The organism is Nitrincola salilacus (genome assembly GCF_046271865.1).
Classification (GTDB): domain Bacteria; phylum Pseudomonadota; class Gammaproteobacteria; order Pseudomonadales; family Balneatricaceae; genus Nitrincola; species Nitrincola salilacus.
In genome coordinates, this window is sequence record NZ_CP176580.1 from 4,144,934 (window position 1) to 4,171,338 (window position 26,405).

Below are 26,405 nucleotides of genomic sequence, written 5' to 3' on the forward strand. Positions count from 1 at the left end.
TACCGGATCAGGTTGACGCATAGCGTTTCAGAAGATTCGGTATATCGATAATGAGTGCAATACGACCATCACCTGTAATAGTCGCACCAGAGAGACCCTGCGTACCATGCAGAATCGAACCAAGAGGCTTGATCACCACCTCTTCCTGCCCGACCAGTTGATCCACAACAAAACCCACACGTGCAGTACCGACAGAGACAATAACCACGTGCCCCTGATCAGGCAGAGCTTCATTTTCACAACCCTTGACCATCCAGCGTTTCAGATGGAAAAGTGGTAACGCTTGATCACGAACAATAATCACCTGCTGACCATCAACAATATTGGTTTTGGTCAGATCAAGATTGAATATTTCATTTACGTTAACCAGCGGCAGAGCAAAGGCCTGATTTTCCAGCACAACCATCAGTGTCGGCATGATAGCCAACGTGAGCGGTACCTGAATTGCAATCTGCGTACCCTGCCCCAGAATCGAATCGATCCCGAGAGTACCGTTCAACTGTGTAATTTTGGTCTTGACCACATCCATGCCAACACCACGACCGGATACGTCGGATATTTCTGTTTTGGTCGAGAAGCCAGCATGGAAAATCAGGTGGAAGCATTCTTGATCCGACAGACGCGCGGCCGACTCGGCATCCAGCATGCCTCGCTTGATCGCCAAAGTACGCAGTTTCTCCGGATCCATTCCCGAACCATCATCTCTGATGATCAGCAGTATGTGATCGCCTTCCTGCTCGGCTGACAACAGAACATGCCCCTCTCTGGGCTTGCCCATACGCTCGCGCTCATCCGGATCTTCGATGCCATGGTCTACGGCATTGCGCACCAGATGTATCAGGGGATCTGCCAGCGCTTCAACCAGGTTTTTATCCAGATCGGTCTCTTCGCCGCGTAACTCAAGGCGTATCTCTTTATTAAGACTGCGAGACAGATCACGTATAAGACGCGGAAAGCGGCCAAACACCTTTTTAACGGGCTGCATACGCGTTTTCATGACGGAGCTCTGCAGATCTGCAGTCACCATATCCAGCGTACCCAGCGCTTTACCCATGTCCTCGTTTTCAGCAGCACCACCCAGGCGCACCAGACGATTCCTGACAAGCACCAGCTCACCGACCATATTCATGATCTTATCCAGCAATGCCGTGTCAACACGGACATTACTTTCTTGCACGACCTTCTGCGGTGCTCGACTTGCAACCTCGACAGCTGGGATATCCGACTCGTAATCGTCCTGCGGCGGTTTCTGTGGCGCAGGTTTCTTCGGAACTGCGGGTGCCGCAACCTTTACAGGTTCAGCACTAACCGAACTTGCCTGCTCACCATTCGAATCTGCCCCCCCAAGAAAAGCAAACGCCCCCTTACCCTGAGACTGCAAATCATCCAGCAGGGACTCGAACTCATCATCAGTAATCTCATCACCAGCGCCAGAGGCTGCAGGCGATGGTGCCTCAATCGGTTTCGAAACGCCCGGCGCACCCTTCGCTCCATGCAACTCGTCCAGGAGAGCATCAAACTCATCTTCAGTGATTAAATCATCATCTGCAGCCGATGTCTCAGCACTGCTGTGACTGACTGCCAGATCACTGAGCAGCATATCAAACTCATCATTCGGCGTATTTGGATTCGCAGCAACAGGCTGCTCCACCGCCGCAGCGGGTGCCGACTGCACAGGAGCCGTCGGAACAGCAGCCTGAGGAACATCTCCAGTGGTATAGGCCGTCAATCTCGCCATCAGCTCATTTGATGCGGGAGTCGGCTCAACACCATTTCGTACATTATCAAACATCACATTAACGGCATCGAGTGCCTGCAGCACGGCATCCATCAGCTCAGGTGTTATTTTGATATCACCATTACGCAGGAGGTCAAACAGATTTTCTGCCTTGTGACAGCAATCCACCATAGAATTAAGCTGCAAAAAACCGGCACCACCCTTGACGGTATGAAAGCCCCTGAATATCGCATTCAGAAGGTCTTTGTCGTCAGGACGCTGCTCCAATTCAACCAACTGCTCTGACAGCAGCTCCAGGATCTCACCCGCTTCAACGAGGAAATCTTCCAGAATTTCCTGATCAACATCCAAACTCATATCGTGATCCCCTCATCAAAAACCCAGACTCGACAGCAACTCATCCACATCATCCTGATTACTGACCGCTCCCGCCTCTTTTTTCTTAAGCTGCGGCCCCTGTGCCGCAATGGCATCGGCGGTTTCAGGCTGCTCAGATTCATCTGCTGTCGTATCAACATCGATCCCTCTTAGTCGCTCAACCTTAGAGGACATCTCCATCAATTTAACCAGTTGTTTTTCAACCTGCGTCATCAGGTTGATGACACGGCGTATAAGCTGCCCCGTAATATCCTGAACACTCTGTGAGACCAGAATGTCTGTCAGGACATTACGCAGCTCTTCAATCGTTTTCTCTGATTCGTTTTTGACGGAACAAGTACGGTCATAAACACCAGCGAGACCTTTAAACTCTCCCTCCAACTGCCCGACCAGCATCAGAAGATCGCGAAAGCGCTCACTCTGATTGTCCAGACGGTCGACCAGACTCAGAGAGCGATCCACTCGATCCATTGTTTCATGTGAGTTTTTGTCTGTCAGCTCAATAACATAAGCCAGACGGTCAGAGGCGTCCGTCATGGATGGGATGCTCTTACCCATATCATCAACAATCTTCTCATCAATATCGGATGAGAAAGATTTGATAGCTTCATGAAGACCACGGGTGAGATGCCCGACTTCATTGTAAAAGACCTGATGTCTGGCTTGCTGCAACTCATTGATCAGCTCAACTGCCTTAAACAGATCACCTGAATCGAGCGTTGTGACAAGCTCCTGGGCTTTTACCTTCAGAAGCTCTTCCAAGCCCTCAAACTCAAGGACGGAGAGATTTTTTATCATAATTAGAACTCTCTATACGGGTGATCAGCCAATACGCTCGAAAATCTTCTCAATCTTCTCTTTAAGTACAACAGCCGTAAAAGGCTTGATCACGTAACCATTAACCCCAGCCTGAGCTGCAGCAATGATCTGCTCCTTTTTAGCCTCCGCCGTCACCATCAAAACTGGAATATGTGACAGATTGGGATCAGCACGAACCGCTTTGAGGAGATCGATTCCGGTCATACCCGGCATGTTCCAATCGGTGATCAGAAAATCGATTCGTCCCTGCTGCAAAATTGGAAGCGCTGTTTTGCCATCATCAGCCTCATCCACATTTGTGAAGCCCAGGTCCCGCAGCAGATTTTTGATAATGCGCCTCATCGTAGAGAAGTCATCTACAACAAGTATTTTTATGTCTTTTTTCAAGACACTCACCCCCACATTCAAACACTATCGAATCAGACTATAACATCCAATACTAATCACGCTTGCATGTAATAACAAATAAAATAGTTAATGCCATTCACGCAAACGACTTTTCAAACGCAACGCAGCCTGAGTGTGAATCTGACTGACCCTGGATTCACTGACGCCCAATATGCTGCCGATCTCCTTCAGATTAAGCTCTTCGTCGTAATATAACGCCAATACCAGCCTTTCACGCTCAGGCAGGTTACTGATCGCATCCGCCAGAGCCTGGCGAAAATTACCCTCCTGAAGCTGCATCATCGGCCCGGGATCATCTCCCTCGAACTGCATGCCGGTACTGTCATCATCCCCATGAGCCAGCTCATCAATACTGAACAGCCGGCTATCCAGAGAGTCCTGCAAGAGGGCATGATACTCGGTAACGGAAACGCCCAGTTCGGCCGCCACCTCCGCATCGCTGGCATCGCGCCCGAGCCTGGCCTCAATCTGATGTATCGCCTCCGTCACCCTGCGCCCATTGCGATGCACTGAGCGCGGCGTCCAGTCTCCACGACGCACTTCATCTATGATTGAGCCACGAATTCTGATCCCGGCGTAGGTCTCGAAGCTCGCCCCTTTACCGGGGTCGAACTTTCTGGCCGCTTCCAGCAGACCAATCATGCCCGCCTGAACCAGATCATCCAGGATTACATTGGCAGGCAAGCGCGCCATCAGATGATGGGCGATGCGTTTTACCAGAGGGGCATACTGATCAATCAGTTCGTGAGCCGATGTAAACTGCAGCTGATTGTACATACCGCTTCTTCGTCAGCGCTAAAACTCAACCCTTGTTTACCAGTCGTTCGACAAAGAACTCCAGGTGACCTCGGGGGCTATTCTGTACAGGCCACTCATCCACCTTGTTTGCCAACTGCCGATAGGCCAATGCCGACTTACAATTAGGAAAGGCTTTCATAACAGCCTTTTGCTTCTGCACAGCCTTTCTTATCGACTCATCATAAGGTATTGAGCCAACGTATTGAAGCGTAACATCAAGAAAGCGATCCGTCACTGTCAACAACTTGCTGAACATGTTCCGACCCTCGGTTTCAGCACGCACCATATTGGCCAGCACACGAAAGCGAGTCATCTGATAATCACGATTAAGAAGCTTGATGAGTGCATACGCATCGGTAATGGAGGTTGGTTCATCACAAACCACAACAAGCACCTCTTGAGCCGCCCTGACAAAACTGACAACAGACTCGGAGATACCTGCCGCGGTGTCAACGATCAACACATCCATCTGGTCAGAGATATCATTGAAAGCATGAATCAACTCGGCATGCTCATGCACACTCAGCGCAGTCATCTCCTGAGTCCCGGAAGATGCCGGTACTATCCACAGGTTTTCTGCAGCCTCTACCAGCACCTCCAGCAACGAACATTCTCCGGATAAAACATTGGAGATATTCTTCTTGGGACGAAGCCCCAGCAGCACATCCACATTGGCCAGCCCAAGGTCCGCATCCATCAACACCACCCGCCGCCCCATTTCACTGAGAGCGACAGACAGATTCACTGACACATTGGTTTTACCAACACCGCCTTTGCCACCAGTGACAGCGATAACCTTGACGGGATGCGTACGCTTCATAATCAATTCTCTGGCACCTTAGCCCGCCTGAAAGAAGCGGCCATCCTCATCCGAATCCCGGGAGCGTTCATTATCACGCTGCGAAGTTACAACGGCACGACTGACCAGATCACGGCGCTGAGCCACGACAATATCGTCCGGTATCCGCTGACCGTCTGTGACATACGCCACAGGCAGTTGCTTTTCTATTGCAATTGTCAGGGCCTCACCGAGACTTCCAGACTCATCCATTTTGCTCAGAACACAGCCATTGAGCCCCAACTCTTTATAAGTCTCATAGGCACTTTCAAGAAGCTGTCGCTGACTGGAGCAGGAGAGTACCAGCAGTTTTTTCAATCGCATTGAGACCGAAGACAGCGACTCCATCTGCTGTTGACCGGCCGGGTCGCGTGCATTCATACCCGCCGTATCAATCAATACAAGACGCTTCCCGCGCAAAGAGGTCAATACCTCTTCCAGATTATGGTTCTCATCAACCACTCTAACCGGCACATCAAGAATACGACCAAAAGTTCTCAGCTGCTCATGAGCCGCTATGCGATAACAATCGGTAGTCACCAACGCCAGACTTGAACTGCCGTGTTGAAGTACATATCGAGCCGCCAGCTTGCCGATAGTCGTCGTTTTCCCGACACCCGTCGGACCGACAAATGCCACCATACCACCTCGCGCGATAAACTCTTCACCCACCACAGGAATAGCCTCTGCAAGCTTTCCAAGAGAATTGCGCCAAGCCTTATCCACCGGGAGATCCGGCTCGATACCCGCCATCAGATGCTGCACAAGACGGCGACCAAGACCGATTTTTTCCAATCGCCCACCGATGCGAGCAGCCTGAGCATTTTCAAACACGGGCTGATCCGTGGAAGCTGGTGAAGCGGTCGACTGGACCACTTGCCGTTCAAGCAGAGCACGCAGCTGATGAATCTCCTGCTGCATTGTTTTCATCATCTGCTGAGACTCCTGGCGCGCAGACGAGAGCACTTCATCAGCACCTGCACCATCATAACTCGGACTCACCCGCTCCTGACGGGAAGGCTCTTTGGCTCGCTCCTTCTGCCGCTCTTTGAGCGAGTCAAGAATAAAGCGCAGATCCTCACTCTCATCATCATCCATCTGCCGATTGGCATTCATATCCACAGGCGGCGAGGACTGCTCAGACTGCTCTCTGACCTCAGCGATACGAAACTGAGCACGCCGCAACTCCGCCTCGAGCTCTTCGTTACGCGATGGCTCCGGCCGGGCAGATTGCTTTCGCTGTAGCTGCTGCCGCGTGCGCTTCAGCTCCGTCTGCGCCAGCTCATACTCCTGCTCCCGGGCGGCAACGACCTCTACCCCCCCGGCAACACGATGATTGGAGATGATCACGGCATCAGGGCCTATTTCGTCACGAACACGCCGCATCGCCTGGCGCATGTCAGGTGCAAAAATACGTTTAACTTTCATACCTATTCCTTATCGGTAGCCAGCCCGAAGTTTTTTCCCTGTTAGCCATTACCACCTCCCACCGTTGCCACAATGGTAATTTTCTTATTTTCCGGTATTTCCTGATAAGAGAGCACATGTATCTGACGATCACCATAGCGCACAAAACGTGCCATCAGTGGTCTGATTGGGGCCGACACCAGCAGAACGGAAGGCTTCCCCGCAATCTCTTGCTGCTGCGCGGCCTGACCAAGTGATGTTTGAAGTCTTTCAGCCATGCCCGGCTCCAATACTGCCACCTCTTCAGACTGCGAACCCTGCTGCATTGATCCCAGCAGCATCTGCTCCAGTGATGGATCCAGCGTAATCACAGGCAACTCGGGATCTGCTCCATTAATACTCTGCACAATCAAACGAGACAAGGCCACACGGACCGCCGCTGTCAACGCCAGAGGATCAGCGGCAGAACGATCTGCCGCCTCAGCCAGAGCCTCAGCTATCGACCTGAAGTCCTTCAGCGAGACCTGCTCCATCAACAAATTCTGCAACACTTTCAACAACACACTTATGCTGACTTTTTTCGGAATCAACTCCTCAACCAACTTCGGTGAGTGTTTGGTCAGCAGATCCAGCAACTGCTGAACCTCTTCATGCCCAAGCAGTGAGTGCGCATTGACCTGCAAAATCTGATTAAGATGAGTGGCAACCACTGTACTGGCATCTACGACCGTATACCCCAGAGTCTGAGCATGCTCCTTTTGCCCCTTTTCTATCCAGACCGCATCCAGACCAAAAGCAGGGTCCTTAACGGCAACACCTTTCAGTGTGCCAAACACCTGACCCGGGTTTATTGCCAGCTCACGATCAGGATAAACCTCAGACTCACCAGAGATAACGCCCATCAGCGTAATCCTGTATGCACCCGGCATCAGATCAAGATTATCTCTTATGTGCACAGAAGGCACCAGAAAACCCAGATCTTGTGACAGCTTTTTCCGGACCCCCTTGATCCGACTCAACAGCTGCCCTCCCTGCATTTTGTCGACCATGGGTATCAGACGATAACCGACCTCCAGCCCGATCATATCAACCGGCATGACATCATCCCAGTTCAGATCCTTGTGCTCCTCTTCAGGAGGCGACTCTGGCTCAGCCGCCTGCTCTGCACTTACCTGTTGCTTCAGCAGCTGTTTTTTGTGAATTAACCAGCCCACCCCTCCCGCGATAGCAGCCAGCGACAGAAAAGCGACGTGAGGCATACCCGGCACAATACCGATGATCGCGATCACACCCGCGGCCACCATCAGCGCTCTGGGAGAAGAGAACATCTGCCTGAATACCTGATCACCCATCTCTTCGGATGAGTTGGCACGCGTCACCATGACAGCAGCTGCGGTAGACAAGAGCAGGGACGGCAACTGAGCCACCAATCCATCACCGATGGTTAACAGAGAGTAATTCCGCAAAGCGGTTTCAAAATCAAGATCATGCTGCAACATACCGATCGCCAGCCCACCGATCAGATTGATAACCAGAATCAGGATACCGGCTACAGCATCACCCCTGACAAATTTGGACGCACCATCCATCGCTCCGTAGAAATCCGCTTCCTGGGTGATATCCTGACGCCGTTGCTGAGCTTCTTCCTGCGTGATTAACCCCGAGTTCACATCCGCATCGATAGCCATCTGCTTACCGGGCATTGCGTCCAGGGTAAAACGCGCACTCACTTCAGAAATACGGCCGGCACCCTTGGTTACCACGACGAAGTTGATGATGACCAGTATCAGAAACACAACAATACCGACCACATAGTTACCACCAACCACAACATCACCAAACGCCTTGATCACCTGCCCCGCAGCGTCCCCTCCCTCATGCCCCCGCAGGAGCACGACACGCGTTGAGGCAACGTTCAGCGCCAACCTCAGCAGCGTGGCAGCCAGCAAAATAGTTGGGAACACCGCAAAATCAAGCGGACGCAGAGCGTATATACAGACCAGCAGGACGACAATTGACAGCGCGATGTTGAAGGTAAAAAAAACATCGAGCATAAACGGCGGAACAGGCAACGTAACCATCGCCAATATGACGAGCAGCAGCAAGGGAATACCAATATTCCCATGACTGATACTGCGCACATTTTGCAGAAAGGCTACTCGATCCACTCGTTTCAACCGTCAATAAAACATCACATTAACTTGCAAACACTTGATCAGCTTTGAAAATTGACTATCCACCCTAGATAAGTCAATTATCTGACACATCAAATGCAATCAGCAGGTTAAATGCAAGAATCACGCCAATTCTAGTCTTCATCCACTTTCAGATCATCGGGAATCTTAAGCTCGGTTTCACGTGGTGGGACAGGTTGCTTTCCGGCACCGATTTTGAAAGTTCGCATCTGGAAAACGTAAGCAAGCACCTGTGCGACTGCGGTATACAGACCGGAAGGTACCTCTTCATTTATTTCCGTTGCGTAGAACAGTGCTCGCGCCAATGCAGGGGAGGAGAGAATCGGGACATCATGCTCTTTCGCGATTTCGCGAATTTTGAGGGCAACAAAATCCGCCCCCTTGGCAATCACAATCGGCGCATCACTGGACGACTGATCATAGCGTATTGCAACCGCATAGTGAGTTGGGTTGGTTATCACAACGTCGGCTGTGGGCACTTCCGACATCATTTTGCGCTGAGAGACCTCGAACTGTAACTGACGTATACGCCGCTTGATCTCTGGCTTACCTTCAGTGTTCTTATGCTCGTCCTTGACCTCCTGCATCGTCATTTTCAGCTTTTTGTTATAGCTGTAGTGCTGCCACGGCACATCCATCAACACAATGATCAGTATGGATGCAGCCAGTGCCAGAAAGATCCATCTCAGGATCGTCACGGCATGTACCGTTGCTGGTTCAACCGGCTCACTGATCAGAGACACCAACTCATGCCTGACACCCAGCAGCACAATTACTGCTACCGAACCTACAATCAGCACCTTACCTATCGCCTTGACCAGCTCAACCAGCGCATTACCTGAGAACATTCTCTTGATGCCCGCAATAGGATCAAGACGACTACCCTTAGGTTGCAACGCATCGGTACTGAAGTTCCACCCTCCCATGAACATCGGGGTCAGCAGCGAGACCATGAATACCAGTAGATAAAAGCCCCAGAGGCTGAAAAATGACATGAACATGGATTCAAACAAATGCTTGATCATGTAAGAGGTATCCCAGATCTCGTCATGACGGAGTGTAAAGTTATACTTCATCATTTCCATCAGCGCACTGGCCAGCATGCTTCCGAAAAGCAGAGCCGAGATTGCGGCCGTCATCAGCAGCGCAAAAGTATTCAACTCACGCGAGCGAGGAATATCCCCCTTGTCACGCGCTTCCTGAAGACGCTTCGACGTAGGGTCTTGTGATTTCTCCTGACCGGATTCTTCAGCCATTCAGCTAAGCTCCACCATTCAGAAACCCGGCAATGAAGTCGAGTACGAAGTCACTCATGCGCACATAGTGCTCATAGAAGATGGGAATATTAAACCAGTGAAACAACAACCCCATCAGCATAGCAAACGGGAAGCCGAGGGCAAAAATATTCAACTGGGGGGCTGCTTTGGTCATCACACCAAACGCCAGGTTGATTGTCAATAACGCCATGGATGCCGGCAGAGCCATTACCAGCGCGCCAGTAAAAAGCCAGCTTAATGACAGCACCACTCGCATGAAAATATCAGAACTGACACCACTTTCACCAACCGGGATCACGAAAAAGCTTCGCACCAGTATCTCGATCATAACCAGGTGCCCATTCATCAACAGAAACAGCAGAGTACTCATCATCAGATAGAACTGCGCCACCACCACAATACTGATCCCATTGGCAGGGTCACTCATCTGCGAAAAGCCCAACCCTGATTGCATCGCAATGATCTGCGCACCGGCAACAAATGACTGAAACAGCAAGTGTAATGTAAAGCCGAATATTGTGCCTATGATGATCTGCTGAGCTATCACTATCCAGGTTGCAAGAGACAACCCTTCGAATCGGGGCATCTCTGGCAGCACGGGCATCAGCACCACCGTCACAGCAATAGCCAGGCCCAGACGTACCCGCTGAGGTACCAACTGAGTCCCTATAATGGGGATTGCCATAAAAAAGGATCCGATACGGAACAGAGGCCACAGAAAGCTAGCCACCATCTGTTCAATCTCGGCAATGGATACAAACATCCCGCTACCCGATCAGTCTTGGGATGTTCAGGAAGAAGAACTGAAAGAGATCCATAATCTGCATGACAATCCAGGGACCGGCATACATCACCGCCAGAAGCGTCACGACAAGGCGTGGCAGAAAGCTCAATGTCTGTTCGTTGATTTGCGTGGCTGCCTGAAAAACAGAGATCGCCAGCCCCACAACCAACGCAGGCCCCACTATCACCACAACAATAATAATAACCAGCCAGAAGGCATGGCCATAGAGGTCAAGCGTTGTCTCTATTGTCATTCAACCTCCCCTCTAGACACCAAAACTGGCGGCCAACGTTCCGACAACCATTGCCCAACCATCCACCAGCACAAAGAGCATCACCTTGAATGGCAGGGATACGATAATCGGCGACAACATCATCATACCCATGGCCATCAAGACACTCGCCACCACCAGGTCGATAACCAGAAAGGGTATGAACAGCATGAAACCTATCTGAAACGCCGTCTTCAGCTCACTTGTCACAAAAGCAGGTATAAGTACCGTAAAAGGCACCTCTTGTGGCGTTTCAACCATCGGCGTATCCGAAATGCGCATAAACAGGTTGAGATCACTTTCACGCGTATTACGAATCATGAAGGCATGAAAGGGAGCCCCAGCTTCGGTAATCGCCTCCATTGGCGTGATCTCTTCTGCAATATAGGGCTGCAGCGCTCGCTCATTCACCTGATCCAGCACAGGTGTCATTATAAATAGCGTCAGAAAAAGTGACAGACCAATCACAACCTGATTTGATGGCGTCTGCTGTAGACCCAGAGCCTGACGAAGCATGGCAAACACTATGACAATTCGGGTAAAAGAGGTCATCATCAACAACATGGCTGGCAGGAATGTCAGCAATGTCATCAACGCAAGGATCTGGATGGTTACACCATAGCTGGTCTCCCCATTCTCATCGACAGTCATCGTAACCGCCGGAATCCCTGTATCAAATGTCTGCGCTACAGCTGGCACGCTAAACAACAGCAACAGGAGCAGCAAAGCCCTCATGAGGCTCGCCCTTTTTTCAACGCTTGCTGCAACCGTTTAGAAAACTCCGAAGAGCTTCTCACAACCGGCTCGATCACTGGCTCATCAAAAGACTTTATGAGACTGACCTGCCCTTGTGCTACACCAACCAACACCTGCTCTTCGCCCACCTGCACCAACACAACACGCTCGCGGTTACTCAACGCCAGTGATGCCACTATTTTAAGCTTAGGGTGCTGGCCGGGAAGGACCGACACTCGCCGTAACAGCCAGCCCAACCCAAATATGACCACTAACACCAGCACCAGACCAAACAGCATCTGCAGGATTGACCCTATTGAAATGGGCTCTGCCATGCGCATCACAGGTGCAGTCGCTTCCGCTGCCACTGTTAAAGGCAGGCAGAAAAAACCTGAAAGAATCAAGCGATACATAAAAGAAGTAGTCACTATTTCAAACGCCGAATTCGCTCTTGCGGGCTGATGACATCAGTCAGTCGAATACCATAACGGTCATTGACGACAACAACCTCACCACTGGCAATCAACGTACCATTCACTCTCACGTCAAGCGGCTCACCTGCAACACGATCCAGCTCAACAACCGAACCCTGACTCAACTGAAGCAGGTTGCGTATCGCAATATCGGTACCGCCCACTTCGACAGTCAGCGTTACCGGAATATCCAGAATAACATCCAGCTTACCATCAGACACTGGAGCGGATTCATCACTCAGCTCATCCAACTGAACAGCCTTTGCCTGCCCCTGACCAACAGCATCTGCCAAAGCATCGATATCAACATCTTCACCTGGGCCAGTCTGCTCTTCCATAGCCGCAGCCCACTCATCTGCAAGTGCTTGCTGATCTACATCGTTATTCTCGTCACTCACAATCCGCTATCTCCGCACCATCAGTGTTTACTCTTCAACCCGTTTAACAGGCTCGATCACCTTTACTGCAAGATTACCACGCGAAGTACCAAGTTGGCAGGTAAACATCGGGACATTATTTGCCTTCAGCATAAGCATTTCGGGAATTTCGATCGGGATCACATCACCCACCTCGAACTCCATGACATCCCGAAGTGTCATCTCTTTTTCCGCCACCACCAATTCAAGATCAAGGTCTGCCAGCATGATGTCACGGCGCAAAGAGGTCAGCCAGCGATCATCCTTTTCAGTTTCACTGCTCTGAAAGGATGACATCAGTTGATCACGAATCGGTTCAATCATGGAATAGGGTAATGTGACATGGAACTCGCCGCTCCCTCCTTCAAGATCTACCTGAAAGGTACTGACAACGACTACCTCACTGGGATTGACCACATTCGCCATCGCCGGATTCAACTCGTGCCCGACCTGCTCGAAGCGCACATTAGTGACCGGACGCCAGGCGTCCACCAGATCGCCAAAGAGCTGGTGGACAGTTTTATATACTAAACGGGTTTCCGTGGGCGTGAAGTCTCGCCCCTCGATTTTTGCATGGCGACCATCACCGCCGAAAAACTGATCCACCAACTTGAATACCAACTTGGCATCCATGATCAGCAATGCCGTTCCGCGCCAGGGATGCACGCGCATCAGCGTCATGCTGGTGGGGACGTAGAGTGTATGAATGTAGTCGCCATACTTCATCACCTGCACTCCGCCTACGGTCACATCGGCCGTACGGCGTAGCAGATTGAAAAGAGTGACACGCGCCTGTCGAGCAAAGCGTTCGTTAACCATCTCGAGTGTGGGCATACGCCCACGAACGATTCGTTCCTGGCTGGCGAGGTCATAAAGCCTTACGCCACTGCCATCGTCGACCTCAGCATCATCGGTTTCTACATCGCCATCATCGACGCCATGCAACAGCGCATCGATCTCATCCTGCGAGAGCAGATCCTTGACTGACATACGTGCGCTCCGCTACTGCATTACAAAATCGGTGAAGAGCAGTGTCTCAATCCCTGGTTCACCGACCTTCTCCGTCATTATCTGCTGCACCAATGCTGTCGCCTCCTCTTGCAGAGCTCGCTTCCCCTCCACAGTACGTAACCGCTGAACGGATTGAGTAGTGAAAAGCGCATTAAGGCGTGCCACAATAAGTGGCATATGTGCGTCAAGCGCATCCGCCACCACCTGATTACGACTTTTCGCCTCAACGTATACCTGCATGAAGTGGCGACTGCCGCCCTCGGCCTGCAGGGATGCCACAAACGAAGGACGACCTTCGAGGGTGCGAACTTTTGTATAGATTGCCTCCTGCCGAACAGGCTCTGCAGGTTCTTTATCAGCAAGAAGAAAGAAGTAGGCAGCAGCTCCACCGCCAGCCAATATGACCAGCAGCAATACTCCACCCAGAATGATAAACAGCTTTTTTTTTGACTTCGGCGCTACAACACCCTCTTCCTGCTCGCTCTCGTCCGCCATGCTCAACCTCAATACCGCTAAAGAAACATCCCAATTATGAGGCTAATATAACACACTGATTTTCAGGCTGAAGCATCCTGTTTACGCATAATAGTCTACGAGGCCCAATCGACGACCCGTTTGTCCGTCTGGAACAAGGTCATCATCACCCTCTTCACCACTGCGGTAGTCTCCTGAACGCTGCGCACTCTGCCGCGATTTTTCTTCCTGAGCTTCATCTGACACAGATGAATCCATCAGATTGAGCCCTTGTTCAGCAAACATCTCTTTGAGCCTTGGCATATTCTGCTCCAACGCATCCCGAACAGCAGGATTAGGAGAGTTGAAACTGAGACTCACCTGATCACCGGGCAACAGATTCACCCTGATTTTCAATGCACCCAGTTCAGGGGGGTCCAATCGGATCTCGGCAAATCTGGGCCCCTGCTGAGTCATCATGATGGCTCGCTCGCCCAACGCCCGTGCCCAAGCTGGATTTTGCAACTGCTGCGCCAGCGCAGCCTGTTTGGCTGCAGTGGTTGCATCTGCGGGCACGCTGTTGGCCGCCACAACACTCTGAGCCGGTGTTGACGCCAGCCCCGATTCCATCCTGACAGGTTGCTGCTGAGGTGCATCACTTTGCTTCAGCATTTCACCAACAGACCGCTGATCAACATTTCGATCTTGAGGAATAGTCTGATCAACAAAGGGGATAGCCGCCCTGTCACCGCTGCGCTGCTCAGATCCGGCCGGAAGCGGAGCCTGGCGCTCATGTAAGGGTGGTGGCGATGAAGATGACTGTAAAGACTCGGGTGTACGACTGACTCCAGCGGTCTGAGATCTGGAATCCACTTCAGCATTTTTTTTGTCTGGCTGAGCCCCCTGAGGGGCGACAGGCACAACATCCACCTTAGCGGCATCTGCACCACTCTTTACCTGTGTCTGAGCCAGAGTCTCCTGCAGACGATCGACCTGCACCTCAGCACCAGTTGAAGCGCTTGTGGCAACTTGCCCCCCCTCCTGCGGCTTCATCGCTGCCAATCGTTCAGCCAGCAACTCAAGCACTTTCTCCAACGCTTCGCGAGCAAGCATATTGCCATCTACCAACGCCTCAGTTTGCGCAGACTGAGCCTGCAACACCTGCTGCAAAGCCTGTTGCAACTGTTTCAGTGCAACCTCTATCCTGGCCAACTGCTCTGTACTCAACTCATTTTGCAGATCACGCGTATCAAGATCCTTGAAAAGCGCTTGTAACAGATCAGCATCAACACTCTTCGACTCATCCTCTGAGCCATCAAGCAGCACACGCAACTTCTCCAGCAACTCTGCCAGCGCATCCCTGGCAGGCATATCAGTCGTGATTTGAGTGTCATCACCTTCAGGCCGCCACTGCTCATCACTCAGCAATTCCAGCAGACGTGACAGCGCAGCAGAGAGAGCATCACGCTCGCTACCCATAGGATCATCTTCACCTTCCTCTGGAGTGAGCAGCGCCAGGAGAGAAGCAAGATCAGGCTGAGCAAGCTCCTCGGAATCTGAGGATTCCTGAGCCGAAGTGGTGGCAGTCTCACCCAGGTCAAGCTTCAGGTTATCGGAGCTGATCACCCAACCCGGAGTGACCGGACTATTTTCACCAGCACCTTCAGCACTGCTTTCCATGCCCGTAACCTTGCCGTTTTTTGCAGGAAAAGGCGGCAATTGCATGCCATCCTGCGGCAAGTTTTCGCCTCCCGCAGAAGTAGTGGTAGATAGCGTTGCCCCAGCAGACGCTGCCTGAGCCTGCCCGAGCCAGAGAGAAAAACCAGCCCCAGCCTGCATCTGACCACCAGAGAGCTGCGCGCCCGACTGCCCTGGGGCTCCTGTCGATAATGGACTGAGTGATAAGGTGGGTCCGGATAACATAAAACCGGTCAGTTGCGCGGCCATGCATCTCTCCTGAATAAATATTTACAGGAGTAATGCAATTTCAGGGCCAGTTCCAGTCACCACCGCTTAAAACAATCAGCGAACATGACCAGGGATTATTAAATCCCCCGAGTACGCTGCAACTGAGAACGCTCGTCAATCTCGCTCTGCAACCGCTTATCCTGCAACTGCTGCTCTGCCGAAAGTGCCTTACCCTGCAGTTTTTCGATCGCCTGAAAATGCCGGTAGGCTTGCCGCCAGTGCTCCGTCACCTGCTCCAGCTGATATCTGGCCTGCCTCAGAGTCTCTTCCTGCTTAAGCAGGGCATCCTGAATCTTGGCGATAAAGAAGCTGTGCGTCTGCATCGCAACTGCCGTCAACCCAGCCTGGCCGGCAAGGATAAACTGTTCCTGATACTCCTGAAGATAGATCTCAAGCTGCTTTTTCTGCTGTTCACCCTGCACAACCCGCTGGCGGCTTTCAGCCATATAGCGATCAGCTATCTCACGCTTGCGACGGGCCAGATCCAGGACAACATTCAGACGTTGAGAGCGTTTTTTTTTCACACAATCACCCTATCGGCGCATTTTCGGAGCTGCTTTGTCATTCGTCGGCGGTGGAGACAGTACCATCGCCAACTCCTGCAGACTTCGCTGATACAGCATCTCTTCCTGCATCCCCTGTTGCAGATAGGCATTCAACATGGGTAGAAGTTCAATGGCGCGATCCATCAGTGGATCACTCCCCCGTGCATAAGCCCCCACGGACACCAGATCGGCATTCTGCTGATATTTTGAGTAGTAGCGGCGGAACTGCATGGCAAGATTGTACTGCGAGGGATCAACGATTTGCGGCATCGCCCTGCTGATCGACGCCTCAATATCAATAGCAGGGTAATGCCCCTGTTCAGCCAGAGATCGGGACAGGACTATATGCCCATCCAGAATGGCACGTGCCGCATCGGCAATCGGGTCCTGCTGATCATCTCCTTCCGTGAGAACCGTATAGAAGGCTGTAATGGAGCCTGCATTATGTTCGCCATTACCGGCACGTTCGACCAGCTTTGGAAGGCGCGCAAATACAGAGGGCGGATAACCCTTGGTTGCTGGTGGCTCACCTATGGCCAGCGCTATCTCACGTTGTGCCTGAGCATAACGAGTCAGGGAATCCATCAGCAACAGCACTTTCTTGCCACGACTTCTGAAATATTCGGCTATTCGGGTTGCCAGTTGCGCCGCACGAAGCCTCATCAAGGGTGAGTCGTCTGCCGGAGAGGCAACAACAACCGATTTGGCCATCCCTTCAGGGCCAAGACTATGATCAATGAACTCCCGCACCTCTCGTCCACGTTCACCGATCAGACCGACAACGGTAATTTCCGCTTCGGTATAACGAGTCATCATGCCAAGCAGTACCGACTTACCGACACCACTGCCGGCAAACAGACCCAGACGCTGCCCGCACCCTACAGTCAACAATCCATTGATAGCACGAATTCCGACATCAAGCGGAGTATCTATTGGATGACGCTTCAGAGGATTGATCGTTTCACCCGCCAGCGGGACGTAGTCTTCAGCATCCAGCGGCCCTTTACCATCCAGCGGCTTACCTATGCCATTGAGGACACGCCCGAGTAGACCAAAGCCGACTGGCACCATACTGGCTCCCGCCTGCGGCCTGACGACAGCACCAGGCTGCAGCCCATCAACCGCATCCAGCGGCATAAGGTAGACACGATCTCCGGAAAAGCCGACCACCTCAGCCTCTACACTGAGCGTTGGCGTAACCTCAATAAGGCAGTAATCACCCAACGCAACGCGCAACCCAACCGCTTCAAGCGTCAAACCGATCAGACGCGTGATCTGACCACGTACCTGAGGGCGCGCGGTTTCAAAATGAAGGCTGGCATAGCGATTCAAACGCTCATCCAGAGACATGCACCACCCCTTATTCAGAGTCAGCTTTGGCAGCAGTCAGACGCAATAGCAACTGACTGGACACTTCGGCAAAACGCTGCTCAACGGTAAAATCAACATGTGTGTATGAAGATGAAACGCGGCAGCCGCCCTCTGTCAGTTCCGCATCATCTATCAGTGTCAAATTATCGACAGCCGGGAGTTCAGAGAAGCGCTCACAATCGGCAGGATGAAGATACAATTTTACTGGGCCACTGTCCTGAGGAATCAGCGCCAGTGCTTCATGCACACTGGTTGCCAGAAGATCACGGCGCGATTTCAGCTCTGCCCTGACAACGCTCTCGGCAAGATTGAGTGACAGTTTCACCAGCGTTTCTTCCAACGCTGCTTCTTGCCCTGCCAGAGGCGCCTGCAACTTTTCAATCAGTGAATCCAGCAGCTCCAGACGAGCGTTTATCTGCGCCTGGCCAGCAGCAATACCCTGCTCCAGCCCCTGCTCAAAACCTGCTTTTTTCCCCTGCTCCAGCCCATCCTTCTGGCCGATCCCCAGACCTTCCTGATAAGCCTCTTCGTGGATCTTTTCAAGCTCGGCAAGCGTCACCTTTTCAGCAACGATCTCCTCATCAACCACGACAACCTCAGGCCCCTGCTCTCGGTGCAGGGCTCTTGTTTCGAAACCACCCACCATTTCAGGCAGTTTCCAGAGTGCAATATCTCCCACTTCGGAGGCGGGGATTCTGATGGGTTGGTTCTGTTCCGGCTTCATGAGGACATCAAATCATATCGTCACCGGCACCCAGAGAGATCTCTCCCTCATCGGCCAAGCGTCGCGCCACTGACAGAATCTCTTTCTGCGCCATCTCAACCTCGCTGACCCTTACCGGCCCCTTGGCTTCCAGATCATCACGCAGCAACTCAGCCGCGCGTTTAGACATATTCTTGAATACCTTCTCCTGCAATGCCGTATCAGCACCCTTCAGCGCAATCACCAACTGGTCGGTCTGAACTTCACGCAGAATAACCTGAATACCACGGTCATCGACATCCATCAGGTTATCAAACACGAACATGAGATCCTGAATCTGTCTGGCCAGCGACTCATCCGTCTCTTTGATACTCTCCATCAGCTCAGCTTCAATACTGCTCTCAACGAAGTTCATGATATTGGCAGCAGCCTTGACACCACCAATCTGCGTCAACTGCGTCGAACGCGGACCGCTGAACTGGGTTTCGAGCATATCATTCAGCTCCTGCAGTGCCTGTGGCTGAATTCGATCCAGTGCGGCAATACGCATCATGATATCGAGCCTGACCTTATCATCAAAGTAACCCAGCACACTGGCAGCCTGATCCGACTCAAGATAAGAGATGATGACAGACTGTATCTGAGGGTGTTCAAAGCGGATGATCTCAGCAACCTGGCGCGGATCCATCCAGCGCAATGTGTCAAGACCCGAGGTGTTGGTACTGAACAGAATACGGTCGATCAGCGTCTTGGCCTTCTCTTCACCCAGAGCACGATTGAGCATGGTGCGGATATAGCGATCGTTGTTGATGCCGATACCCGTCTGATCGCCGACAACATTAAGAAAATCACTGATAACAGCTTCAACTTTGGATTGCGGAATATTATCCAGCCGCGACATCGCCTCACCAATCATCTGCACCTCTTTCGGGCCCAGATGTTTCAGTATATCGGCGGCATCATTTTCTCCCAGACTGATCAGCAGCACCGCTGCCTTCTCAATACTGTTCAGCTCACTCATTTTCCACAACCCACTGCTTCACCGCCTGCGCCACGCGCGCAGGATCTTCAGCCACCATACTACGAATAGCATTCAACTGGTAATCAAAGCTCTCGTTCGGGGTTGGCAAAACACCGCTTTCTGTGCCACTGAAAGTCACCCTGTCATCAGCCACACCCGACGTAGCCAACTGATCAAGTTCAGCAGAGATTTCGCCGGCAGGCCCCAGGCCACCTGACGGTTTGCGCTGCCCGGCTTCGGTGATGTTCTTGAGTATAGGACGCAATACTCCCAGCACCAGCACCAGAACGAAGATAGCCCCCATCAGCTGCTTCACCAGGGTCCAGAAGAAATCACTCTCCCAGAATGCCGGTTCATCATATTCATATGGTTCATCCGCTATAAAAGGAGAGTTGATAACATCGACACTATCCCCCCGGACTGCGGAAAATCCGACGGCATTCTGCACCAGCAGACGCAAACGCTCCAGCTCAGCTTCAGTCCAGGCAGCTCTTGTACGTGCGCCGGTCTCTGGGTCTATATTGGGCAGGTCATCTACGACCACAGCCACTGTCAAACGATTGACACGCCCCATCTGATGCTTTGTATAACTGACACTACGATCCAACTCAAAATTACGCGTCGACTGATTACGACTGGTACCGCTTACCGCCTGCTGTGCAACACCACCTTCACCATTAGCAACTTCAGGGACCGTTGCAGCGCCTGGAGGCTGGTTAGCCAACGCACCCGGAACACCTGCCGGCTGAGCACCTGCTGCACGCCGCTCTTCTAACGTCTGTTCACTGCGCAGCGAAGGAAGATCCGAGTTATACAGCTCATCCGCCTGCTCTACTTGTGTAAAATCGATATCGGCCGACACTTCGGCACGAAAATTCCCCAATCCGATCACTGGCTGAAGAATACTGTTGACGCGATTAACCAGTGTATCTTCAACCTGACGTGTATATTCCAATTGTTTAGCTGCCAGTACGACATCAACATCTGCATCACGGGTATTGAGCAGGCGCCCGCGTTGATCAACCACCGTGACATCCTGAACATCAAGCTCGGGTATGCTGGAAGCAATCAGATTAGCTATCGCCGCAACCTGATCACGCTCAAGCTGACGACCGGAGAAAAGGTCGAGAAAGACCGAGGCCCTGGGCTTGCGCTGATCACGAATGAAAACGGTATCCTTGGGAATGGCGAGGTGAACACGGGCGCTACGCACTGTGTTCATACTGCTGATAGTGCGCGCCAACTCACCTTCAAGTCCCCGACGATAGCGAGCGGTTTCCATAAACTGACTGGTACCCAGGCCTTGTTCACGATCCAGCAGTTCAAAACCAACAGTTTTATCGGCAGTTATTCCCTCTGCCGCAAGACGCAATCGTGCAGTATGAACATGTGATTCTGGAACCAGTATTGCCCGGGTGCTGGTATCAAACTTATATGGCACCTGATAAAGCTGGAGCTGATCAATGACCTGGTTCGCATCAGCGAACTCCATATTGGAAAAAAGCACGCGATAATCAGGCTGCTGAGACCAGAGCACCACCGAAAAGCCAATAGCAACACTGGCGGCAAGCCCTACCATCAAACCCAGCTGACGCAAAATACCAAGGCTATTAAAGCCTGCCAGTATTCCACCTCTGTTACCCAATTGCCCTGACGCGTTTTCCATTTATCTTAAGCCCAGATCAAATTGGCATTTTTGAAATTTCTTCATACGCTGAAACCAGTCTATTCCTTACCTGCACCATAGCCTGAAAGGAAACAGATGCTTTCTGTGCCTGAATCATTACCTGAGGCAGGTCGATACCAGGATCGCCCCTTTCATAGGATTCACGCATGTTATTGGCAACCTGCTGCTGTTCATGTACCTGATCGACCGCCGATTTCAGCATGGTTCCAAAACCCGTGCGATCAGGCGCCTTGTCAGATTGAATTTCGCTCGGAAGTTCCAGCTGGCGAACGCCTTGCTGCACCTCTCCCTTCAGCGCTTTCATCTGAGCCAGAACACTGTTGATATCGGCACGCTCAATCATGCTAACAACCCATCCACATACGGCATTTTTTTGACATTATAGTTCTATAGTGAGCGGATACAAGAATACTGGCAGCTAAAGCGATAATAAATTGACACTTTATTCCAATACACTGCTCGCCAACTATAAATAATGCAAAAAACAGGCCAATACCTGCTTCAGTGGATAATATTGTCACTCTCAGGCAACAGAAGGAGGGGAGCCGTGTTTGAGGCGGACGTACATGAGAGCGACCGTTATAGCATCGCCGAGCGCGGTATGACGTTGAATAATCGGAACATCGAGCTTTTTCGAGATAGTATCAAAGCGTAGATCGATATCTCCACCGACACTTTTCCACTTGATGATGTCATGATAAACATGGGACAGCTCGATCGCCTTATTCGGCAAACCAAATCCATACAGGGGCCGCATGAATTTATCGATCACCCGGATATCATAATTGACATAATACCCCAGGATCGGCCGATTACCGATAAAGGCCAACAGCTGCTCCAACGCCTCTTCCACTGAGATGCCATCAGCCAGATCCGTTGCCCGTATCTTGTGAATTTTGATCGACTCTCCAGTCAGGCTGGCCGGCGGCTGCAAATGAATATCCAGCAAGTCGCTGGTCATCACCTTGCGCCCCTTTATTCTCACGGCCCCGATCGAAAGGATTTCCGCCTGACCAACATCCAGGCTGGTAGTTTCGCAGTCAAGCGAAATAACTTCATCGCCCTTGTAAGGCTCGAACAATGACGCATGTGCGCCAGTTCTATGCTCTCGCCGCTCTTTGAATCGTCTTATGGTACGCGGAAGAATCATGAATCAATTACCCAGGTGATAGCGTAAAGTAAGAAACTTCTTGAAATCCTTAACGATGCGCAAGGCATCGCGTAACAGCTCCCGATCCAGCTTTGACAGCATCTGCAGATCGACCATATTCGGGGTATTATCGACCCCATTATCACTCTCATCCACTCGCACAATCTGCTGACGCAAACGCAGCTGAATAAACAAAGCCAGTGCTTCACAGAGATTATCGCCCATCGACTTCTGCATCTGCGCCAACTCCACCAACGCCTCGATGCGCTTGAAAGTATTGGTTTCGAGGATACGATGTTCAAGCGCCATGGTTCTGACACCATGAACAATCGGGAATACCCCCCCTTTCTTCACATCCAGCTGCCCTTTATCCTTCAGGTTGCCAAAGAAGGTCAAGGGCGTATCAAAATTCAGTGAAGCGCGGGCAAAGTATGAAAAGAAAATATCATTACTGCGAATATTGCGTAAAAATGCACCTCGTGCAGCCTTGAACAGCGCCGAGTTTCCAGCCACCGGTTTGCCATCAACGGCTATCGCCAGATTCATGACCGACTCCCCTTCGCAACTCTCCGCCCAACGGGTCAGCTTTGTTACCCAGTCACCGGTCGAATTGATCCACTCAGGGTTCGATACCATGATATTGCCAGGGCATGGGGGAAAACCGAAAGAGATCAACGTGTCGCTGAATCTCTGCATCGTTGTCTGCATGCCCGGCCACTCCAGCCCATCCCGATAGATCAGACCATTATCCTGATCTGTCTTCATTATCTGCTCACCACGCCCTTCCGAGCCCATCACAATCAGACAGACATGAGGACGCATATCGTTCGGTATCATCAGATTAAACAGTTTGGCCAGTATCCGCCCGTTCATCGCCGCCAACAACTCCATCGTGAAGCGAATTCGGACACCTGTCGAGATCAGCGCCTTGATCAGTTCAGTCAGCCCTTGAGCCGCCTGTCGCAACTCTTCAACCGTTTTTGCCCGCTCCACACGCAACCCGATCACATGCGAATGGCTGGAAAAATGACTCAGCACATCGGTCAGCTCGACAACACCTACCAGTTCATTCCCGCGCATCACCACTACACGTTCTATCTGCTGCTGAGTCATCATGATCAGAGCGTTGAACAGATAGTCCTCCGGATCGATACTGATCAGGCGGTAACTGGCAATATCCGCCACATCGGCATCCAGCGGCTTACCATGCAATACCACAGCATCAAGCAGATCCGTCCCTGTAACCATGCCATAGCGATTGCCACGCCGTGCCAGCACGCAATCTGATTTATGCTCACGCATCTTCTGCGTCGCATCATGCAGACTGGTTCCCTCCGGAACGATCAGCGGTTCACGTATGGTGCCGTCAGTTATTCGCGCCAGCATGAACTCAGCCATATCCTGACTCTGTCCATGCTGATCGGCAATTTCGCGCTTGGCCGTCAGGTTCTGCTGAAAATAATCCGCAAACATCGGATTGCTGGCGATCAGGTCCAGCAGTATACGGGTCGGCAGTATGTGGCAGATCGTCTCTTCAACTGCGATAAAGTTGTGTATCGCCTTACCGTTAAGCACTGACCAGCCGCCGAAATAATCCTCATCCTCGTAGTGCACATAGACATTCTGGCTCTTCTCCCCGCCCGCAGTAGCCGCTTCCGACAGATCACTCTCCCCGACCCGCCCTTTGAGTATGATGAATAACCCCTCAGGCTCCTCCCCCGCCTTGATCAGCAACTCATCTTTCTGAAAATAGGAGATATCCAGGTGATTGCGCAACAACTTCTGCTCCCGCTCATTCAGCAGACTGAAGGGGAGATTATCCAGTTTGAACGAATCGGTCATTTCTTGCGCGCTCCTGTTTGCACCTTTACCGGCCACCTGACACCACGCGGCACTCTGACATTATCGATCAGCCGCTGCACGTGCTCCGGCGGCGGTGGGGTCAGCCACATGACCAGACAAGCTGTCATGATATTCAACACCATCGCCACGGCTCCGAAGGCTTCGGGTGACACACCCAACAACCACTGCTCGGGTGTACCACCGATAATTTTAAAATAGAACACATACGCCAGAGTTGTGACCAGCCCCACCAGCATGCCACTGACCGCGCCAGCCATATTCATGCGCCGACAGAAGATACCCATCAGAATCGGCGGAAACACGGTTGCCGCCGCCAGCCCGAATGCCAGCGCCACCACCTCTGCCACAAACCCCGGCGGATTGATGCCCGCATAGCCGGCCAGCAACAGCGCCAGAATCGCCGACAGCCTGGCATAGCGTAGCTCCTGCCGATCGCTCATATCCGGGCGCAGTGTTTTTTTCATCAGATCATGCGATACCGAGGTCGAGATCACCAGCAGCAACCCTGCCGCCGTCGACAGGGCTGCGGCAACCGCCCCTGCAGCCACCAGCGCAACCACCCAGGCTGGCAAATTAGCGATCTCCGGATTGGCCAGCACCAGGATATCGTGATCAATATACACCTCAGTGGCGAATGGCTGACGCGTGGAATCAAACTGCCCAGAACCGGGATTCGTCAACAAACGTTCGCCCCGCTCTCCACGCTCTGCGGTAAAAATCGGTCGGCCACCGACAAAACTTTCGCCAGCTGCGTACTGTACCCGACCATCACCATTATGATCATGCCAGGCGATCAGCCCGGCATCCTCCCAGGTTTTGAACCAGTCCGGCATCTCTTCATAGACCACACCCTGCTGATCCGGCCCATTCAGTGTCTGGACCAGGTTGATCCTGCCAAAGGCAGCCACACCCGGCACCGAGGTATACAGCAGGGCGATAAACACCAGCGCCCAACCGGCTGATTCACGCGCATCACGCACGCTTGGCACTGTAAAAAACCGCACGATGATATGCGGTAAGCCTGCTGTGCCGCACATCAGTACCAGTGTCAGCATGAACCTGTCCCATGTTGAGCGCTGCCCCTGAGTATAGGGATCAAACCCAAGCTCCGTCAGCATCCCATCCAGCGTCTGCAATATTGTGCGCCCATCATCCAGCTGTGCCCCCAACCCGGACTGCGGCAGCAGATGCCCTGACATCATCAGAGACAGAAACAACGCCGGAACAAGAAAAGCGCAGATCATCACACAATACTGAGCCACCTGCGTGTAGGTGACCCCCTTCATCCCACCCAGCACGGCATAGCAGAACACAATCACCATGCCGATCACGACCCCCCATTCAATCTGCACCTGAAGATAGCGAGAGAAGACAATCCCGACACCCCGCATCTGTCCGGCCACATAGATGAACGAGATCAGGATGGCACACAGCAGGGCCACCCCTCTTGCCAGATTTGAGTAGTAGCGATCACCGATAAAATCTGGCACCGTGAACTTACCGAACTTTCTCAGATAGGGGGCCAGCAACAAGGCCAGCATCACATAGCCACCGGTCCAGCCCATCAGAAACACTGAGCCATCTCGCCCCATAAAGGCGATCACACCCGCCAGCGACAGGAAGGAAGCCGCCGACATCCAGTCAGCCGCGGTCGCCATCCCGTTCGCCATCGGAGACACGCCACCACCGGCGATATAAAACTCGCGCGTAGAACCTGCCCGGGTCCAGATGGCAATACCGATGTAGAGTGCAAAGGATGCACCGATGAACAGGAAGCTCAGCACATTCAGGCTCATACCGGCAGTTCCCGATATCGTTGCCGATCCCGCCTACTACTCCTGGACATCATGCTTCTTGTCCAGACGGTTCATACTGAACATGTAGCCCCATACGATCAGGACAAACAGATAGATGGAGCCCTGCTGTGCAAACCAGAAGCCCAGTGGATAGCCGAAGAAATGGTATTGATCAAGAAAATCAACAAAGAGAATGCCGCAGCCGTAAGATGCTGCAAACCAGATCGCCAGATAGATACCGATCAGGCGCAGGTTACCTCGCCAATAGGCACGGACAGTATCCTGATGCGCGGGCATGGG

26 protein-coding genes are annotated in these 26,405 nt (G+C 52.1%); all 26 read right to left on the reverse strand.

Annotated features, from left to right (window positions below; genetic code table 11):
• Nucleotides 1–7: 7 nt before the first annotated feature.
• On the reverse strand, nucleotides 8–2,095 hold the full coding sequence (locus ACK3CJ_RS19100; protein ID WP_409523786.1) for a chemotaxis protein CheA: 2,088 nt from the start codon (nucleotides 2,093–2,095) through the stop codon (nucleotides 8–10).
• A gap of 15 nt (nucleotides 2,096–2,110) precedes the next feature.
• Nucleotides 2,111–2,914 (reverse strand): protein phosphatase CheZ, encoded by an 804-nt coding sequence (locus ACK3CJ_RS19105; protein WP_409523787.1) that lies wholly within the window; start codon nucleotides 2,912–2,914, stop codon nucleotides 2,111–2,113.
• A gap of 24 nt (nucleotides 2,915–2,938) precedes the next feature.
• Nucleotides 2,939–3,310, reverse strand: a complete 372-nt coding sequence (gene cheY, locus ACK3CJ_RS19110) for a chemotaxis response regulator CheY (RefSeq protein ID WP_240776189.1) — start codon at nucleotides 3,308–3,310, stop codon at nucleotides 2,939–2,941.
• A 99-nt stretch (nucleotides 3,311–3,409) separates the two neighbouring features.
• The gene (locus ACK3CJ_RS19115; protein WP_409523788.1) at nucleotides 3,410–4,120 is read right to left on the reverse strand and encodes an RNA polymerase sigma factor FliA; all 711 of its coding nucleotides are present in this window, start codon (nucleotides 4,118–4,120) and stop codon (nucleotides 3,410–3,412) included.
• A 25-nt stretch (nucleotides 4,121–4,145) separates the two neighbouring features.
• Complete coding sequence (locus ACK3CJ_RS19120) at nucleotides 4,146–4,961, reverse strand: MinD/ParA family protein (RefSeq protein WP_409523789.1); 816 nt, start codon at nucleotides 4,959–4,961, stop codon at nucleotides 4,146–4,148.
• An 18-nt stretch (nucleotides 4,962–4,979) separates the two neighbouring features.
• Complete coding sequence (flhF, locus tag ACK3CJ_RS19125; protein ID WP_409523790.1) at nucleotides 4,980–6,407, reverse strand: flagellar biosynthesis protein FlhF; 1,428 nt, start codon at nucleotides 6,405–6,407, stop codon at nucleotides 4,980–4,982.
• Between the two features lie 41 nt (nucleotides 6,408–6,448).
• Nucleotides 6,449–8,554, reverse strand: a complete 2,106-nt coding sequence (gene flhA, locus ACK3CJ_RS19130; RefSeq protein ID WP_409523791.1) for a flagellar biosynthesis protein FlhA — start codon at nucleotides 8,552–8,554, stop codon at nucleotides 6,449–6,451.
• Between the two features lie 140 nt (nucleotides 8,555–8,694).
• Nucleotides 8,695–9,837 carry a flagellar biosynthesis protein FlhB gene (gene flhB, locus ACK3CJ_RS19135; RefSeq protein ID WP_409523792.1) on the reverse strand — a complete coding sequence of 381 codons (1,143 nt, stop codon included), beginning with the start codon at nucleotides 9,835–9,837 and terminating at the stop codon, nucleotides 8,695–8,697.
• A gap of 4 nt (nucleotides 9,838–9,841) precedes the next feature.
• Complete coding sequence (gene fliR, locus ACK3CJ_RS19140) at nucleotides 9,842–10,621, reverse strand: flagellar biosynthetic protein FliR (RefSeq protein ID WP_409523793.1); 780 nt, start codon at nucleotides 10,619–10,621, stop codon at nucleotides 9,842–9,844.
• 4 nt (nucleotides 10,622–10,625) lie between these two features.
• A complete protein-coding gene (fliQ, locus tag ACK3CJ_RS19145) occupies nucleotides 10,626–10,895 on the reverse strand; it encodes a flagellar biosynthesis protein FliQ (protein WP_409523794.1) in 270 nt (89 codons plus the stop codon).
• A gap of 12 nt (nucleotides 10,896–10,907) precedes the next feature.
• The gene (fliP, locus tag ACK3CJ_RS19150; protein ID WP_409523795.1) at nucleotides 10,908–11,648 is read right to left on the reverse strand and encodes a flagellar type III secretion system pore protein FliP; all 741 of its coding nucleotides are present in this window, start codon (nucleotides 11,646–11,648) and stop codon (nucleotides 10,908–10,910) included.
• Nucleotides 11,645–12,076: a flagellar biosynthetic protein FliO gene (fliO, locus tag ACK3CJ_RS19155; protein WP_409523796.1), complete on the reverse strand. Its 432-nt coding sequence runs from the start codon at nucleotides 12,074–12,076 to the stop codon at nucleotides 11,645–11,647. Before fliO ends, fliP begins: the two co-directional genes overlap by 4 nt.
• On the reverse strand, nucleotides 12,076–12,519 hold the full coding sequence (gene fliN, locus ACK3CJ_RS19160) for a flagellar motor switch protein FliN (RefSeq protein WP_409523797.1): 444 nt from the start codon (nucleotides 12,517–12,519) through the stop codon (nucleotides 12,076–12,078). The genes fliO and fliN overlap by 1 nt, the downstream gene beginning before the upstream one ends.
• Nucleotides 12,520–12,546: 27 nt before the next feature.
• Nucleotides 12,547–13,527, reverse strand: a complete 981-nt coding sequence (gene fliM, locus ACK3CJ_RS19165) for a flagellar motor switch protein FliM (RefSeq protein WP_409523798.1) — start codon at nucleotides 13,525–13,527, stop codon at nucleotides 12,547–12,549.
• A gap of 12 nt (nucleotides 13,528–13,539) precedes the next feature.
• A complete protein-coding gene (locus ACK3CJ_RS19170; RefSeq protein ID WP_409523799.1) occupies nucleotides 13,540–14,043 on the reverse strand; it encodes a flagellar basal body-associated FliL family protein in 504 nt (167 codons plus the stop codon).
• Nucleotides 14,044–14,124: 81 nt separating this feature from the next.
• A complete protein-coding gene (locus ACK3CJ_RS19175; RefSeq protein ID WP_409523800.1) occupies nucleotides 14,125–15,948 on the reverse strand; it encodes a flagellar hook-length control protein FliK in 1,824 nt (607 codons plus the stop codon).
• A 98-nt stretch (nucleotides 15,949–16,046) separates the two neighbouring features.
• Nucleotides 16,047–16,493 (reverse strand): flagellar export protein FliJ, encoded by a 447-nt coding sequence (fliJ, locus tag ACK3CJ_RS19180; RefSeq protein ID WP_409523801.1) that lies wholly within the window; start codon nucleotides 16,491–16,493, stop codon nucleotides 16,047–16,049.
• A gap of 9 nt (nucleotides 16,494–16,502) precedes the next feature.
• Nucleotides 16,503–17,864 (reverse strand): flagellar protein export ATPase FliI, encoded by a 1,362-nt coding sequence (fliI, locus tag ACK3CJ_RS19185; RefSeq protein WP_409523802.1) that lies wholly within the window; start codon nucleotides 17,862–17,864, stop codon nucleotides 16,503–16,505.
• Nucleotides 17,865–17,874: 10 nt separating this feature from the next.
• Nucleotides 17,875–18,609, reverse strand: a complete 735-nt coding sequence (locus tag ACK3CJ_RS19190; RefSeq protein ID WP_409523803.1) for a flagellar assembly protein FliH — start codon at nucleotides 18,607–18,609, stop codon at nucleotides 17,875–17,877.
• A gap of 7 nt (nucleotides 18,610–18,616) precedes the next feature.
• Nucleotides 18,617–19,609, reverse strand: coding sequence for a flagellar motor switch protein FliG (fliG, locus tag ACK3CJ_RS19195; protein WP_409523804.1), 993 nt, complete (start codon nucleotides 19,607–19,609; stop codon nucleotides 18,617–18,619).
• Nucleotides 19,602–21,275, reverse strand: a complete 1,674-nt coding sequence (gene fliF / locus ACK3CJ_RS19200) for a flagellar basal-body MS-ring/collar protein FliF (protein ID WP_409523805.1) — start codon at nucleotides 21,273–21,275, stop codon at nucleotides 19,602–19,604. Before fliF ends, fliG begins: the two co-directional genes overlap by 8 nt.
• 16 nt (nucleotides 21,276–21,291) lie before the next feature.
• The gene (gene fliE, locus ACK3CJ_RS19205; protein ID WP_409523806.1) at nucleotides 21,292–21,600 is read right to left on the reverse strand and encodes a flagellar hook-basal body complex protein FliE; all 309 of its coding nucleotides are present in this window, start codon (nucleotides 21,598–21,600) and stop codon (nucleotides 21,292–21,294) included.
• A gap of 219 nt (nucleotides 21,601–21,819) precedes the next feature.
• Nucleotides 21,820–22,446 carry a 3'-5' exonuclease gene (locus tag ACK3CJ_RS19210; RefSeq protein ID WP_409523807.1) on the reverse strand — a complete coding sequence of 209 codons (627 nt, stop codon included), beginning with the start codon at nucleotides 22,444–22,446 and terminating at the stop codon, nucleotides 21,820–21,822.
• A gap of 3 nt (nucleotides 22,447–22,449) precedes the next feature.
• Nucleotides 22,450–24,288, reverse strand: coding sequence for a DUF294 nucleotidyltransferase-like domain-containing protein (locus ACK3CJ_RS19215; RefSeq protein ID WP_409523808.1), 1,839 nt, complete (start codon nucleotides 24,286–24,288; stop codon nucleotides 22,450–22,452).
• Nucleotides 24,285–26,105: a sodium:solute symporter family protein gene (locus tag ACK3CJ_RS19220; RefSeq protein ID WP_409523809.1), complete on the reverse strand. Its 1,821-nt coding sequence runs from the start codon at nucleotides 26,103–26,105 to the stop codon at nucleotides 24,285–24,287. The genes ACK3CJ_RS19215 and ACK3CJ_RS19220 overlap by 4 nt, the downstream gene beginning before the upstream one ends.
• Nucleotides 26,106–26,141: 36 nt before the next feature.
• Complete coding sequence (locus ACK3CJ_RS19225) at nucleotides 26,142–26,402, reverse strand: DUF4212 domain-containing protein (protein WP_409523810.1); 261 nt, start codon at nucleotides 26,400–26,402, stop codon at nucleotides 26,142–26,144.
• Nucleotides 26,403–26,405: the final 3 nt, after the last annotated feature.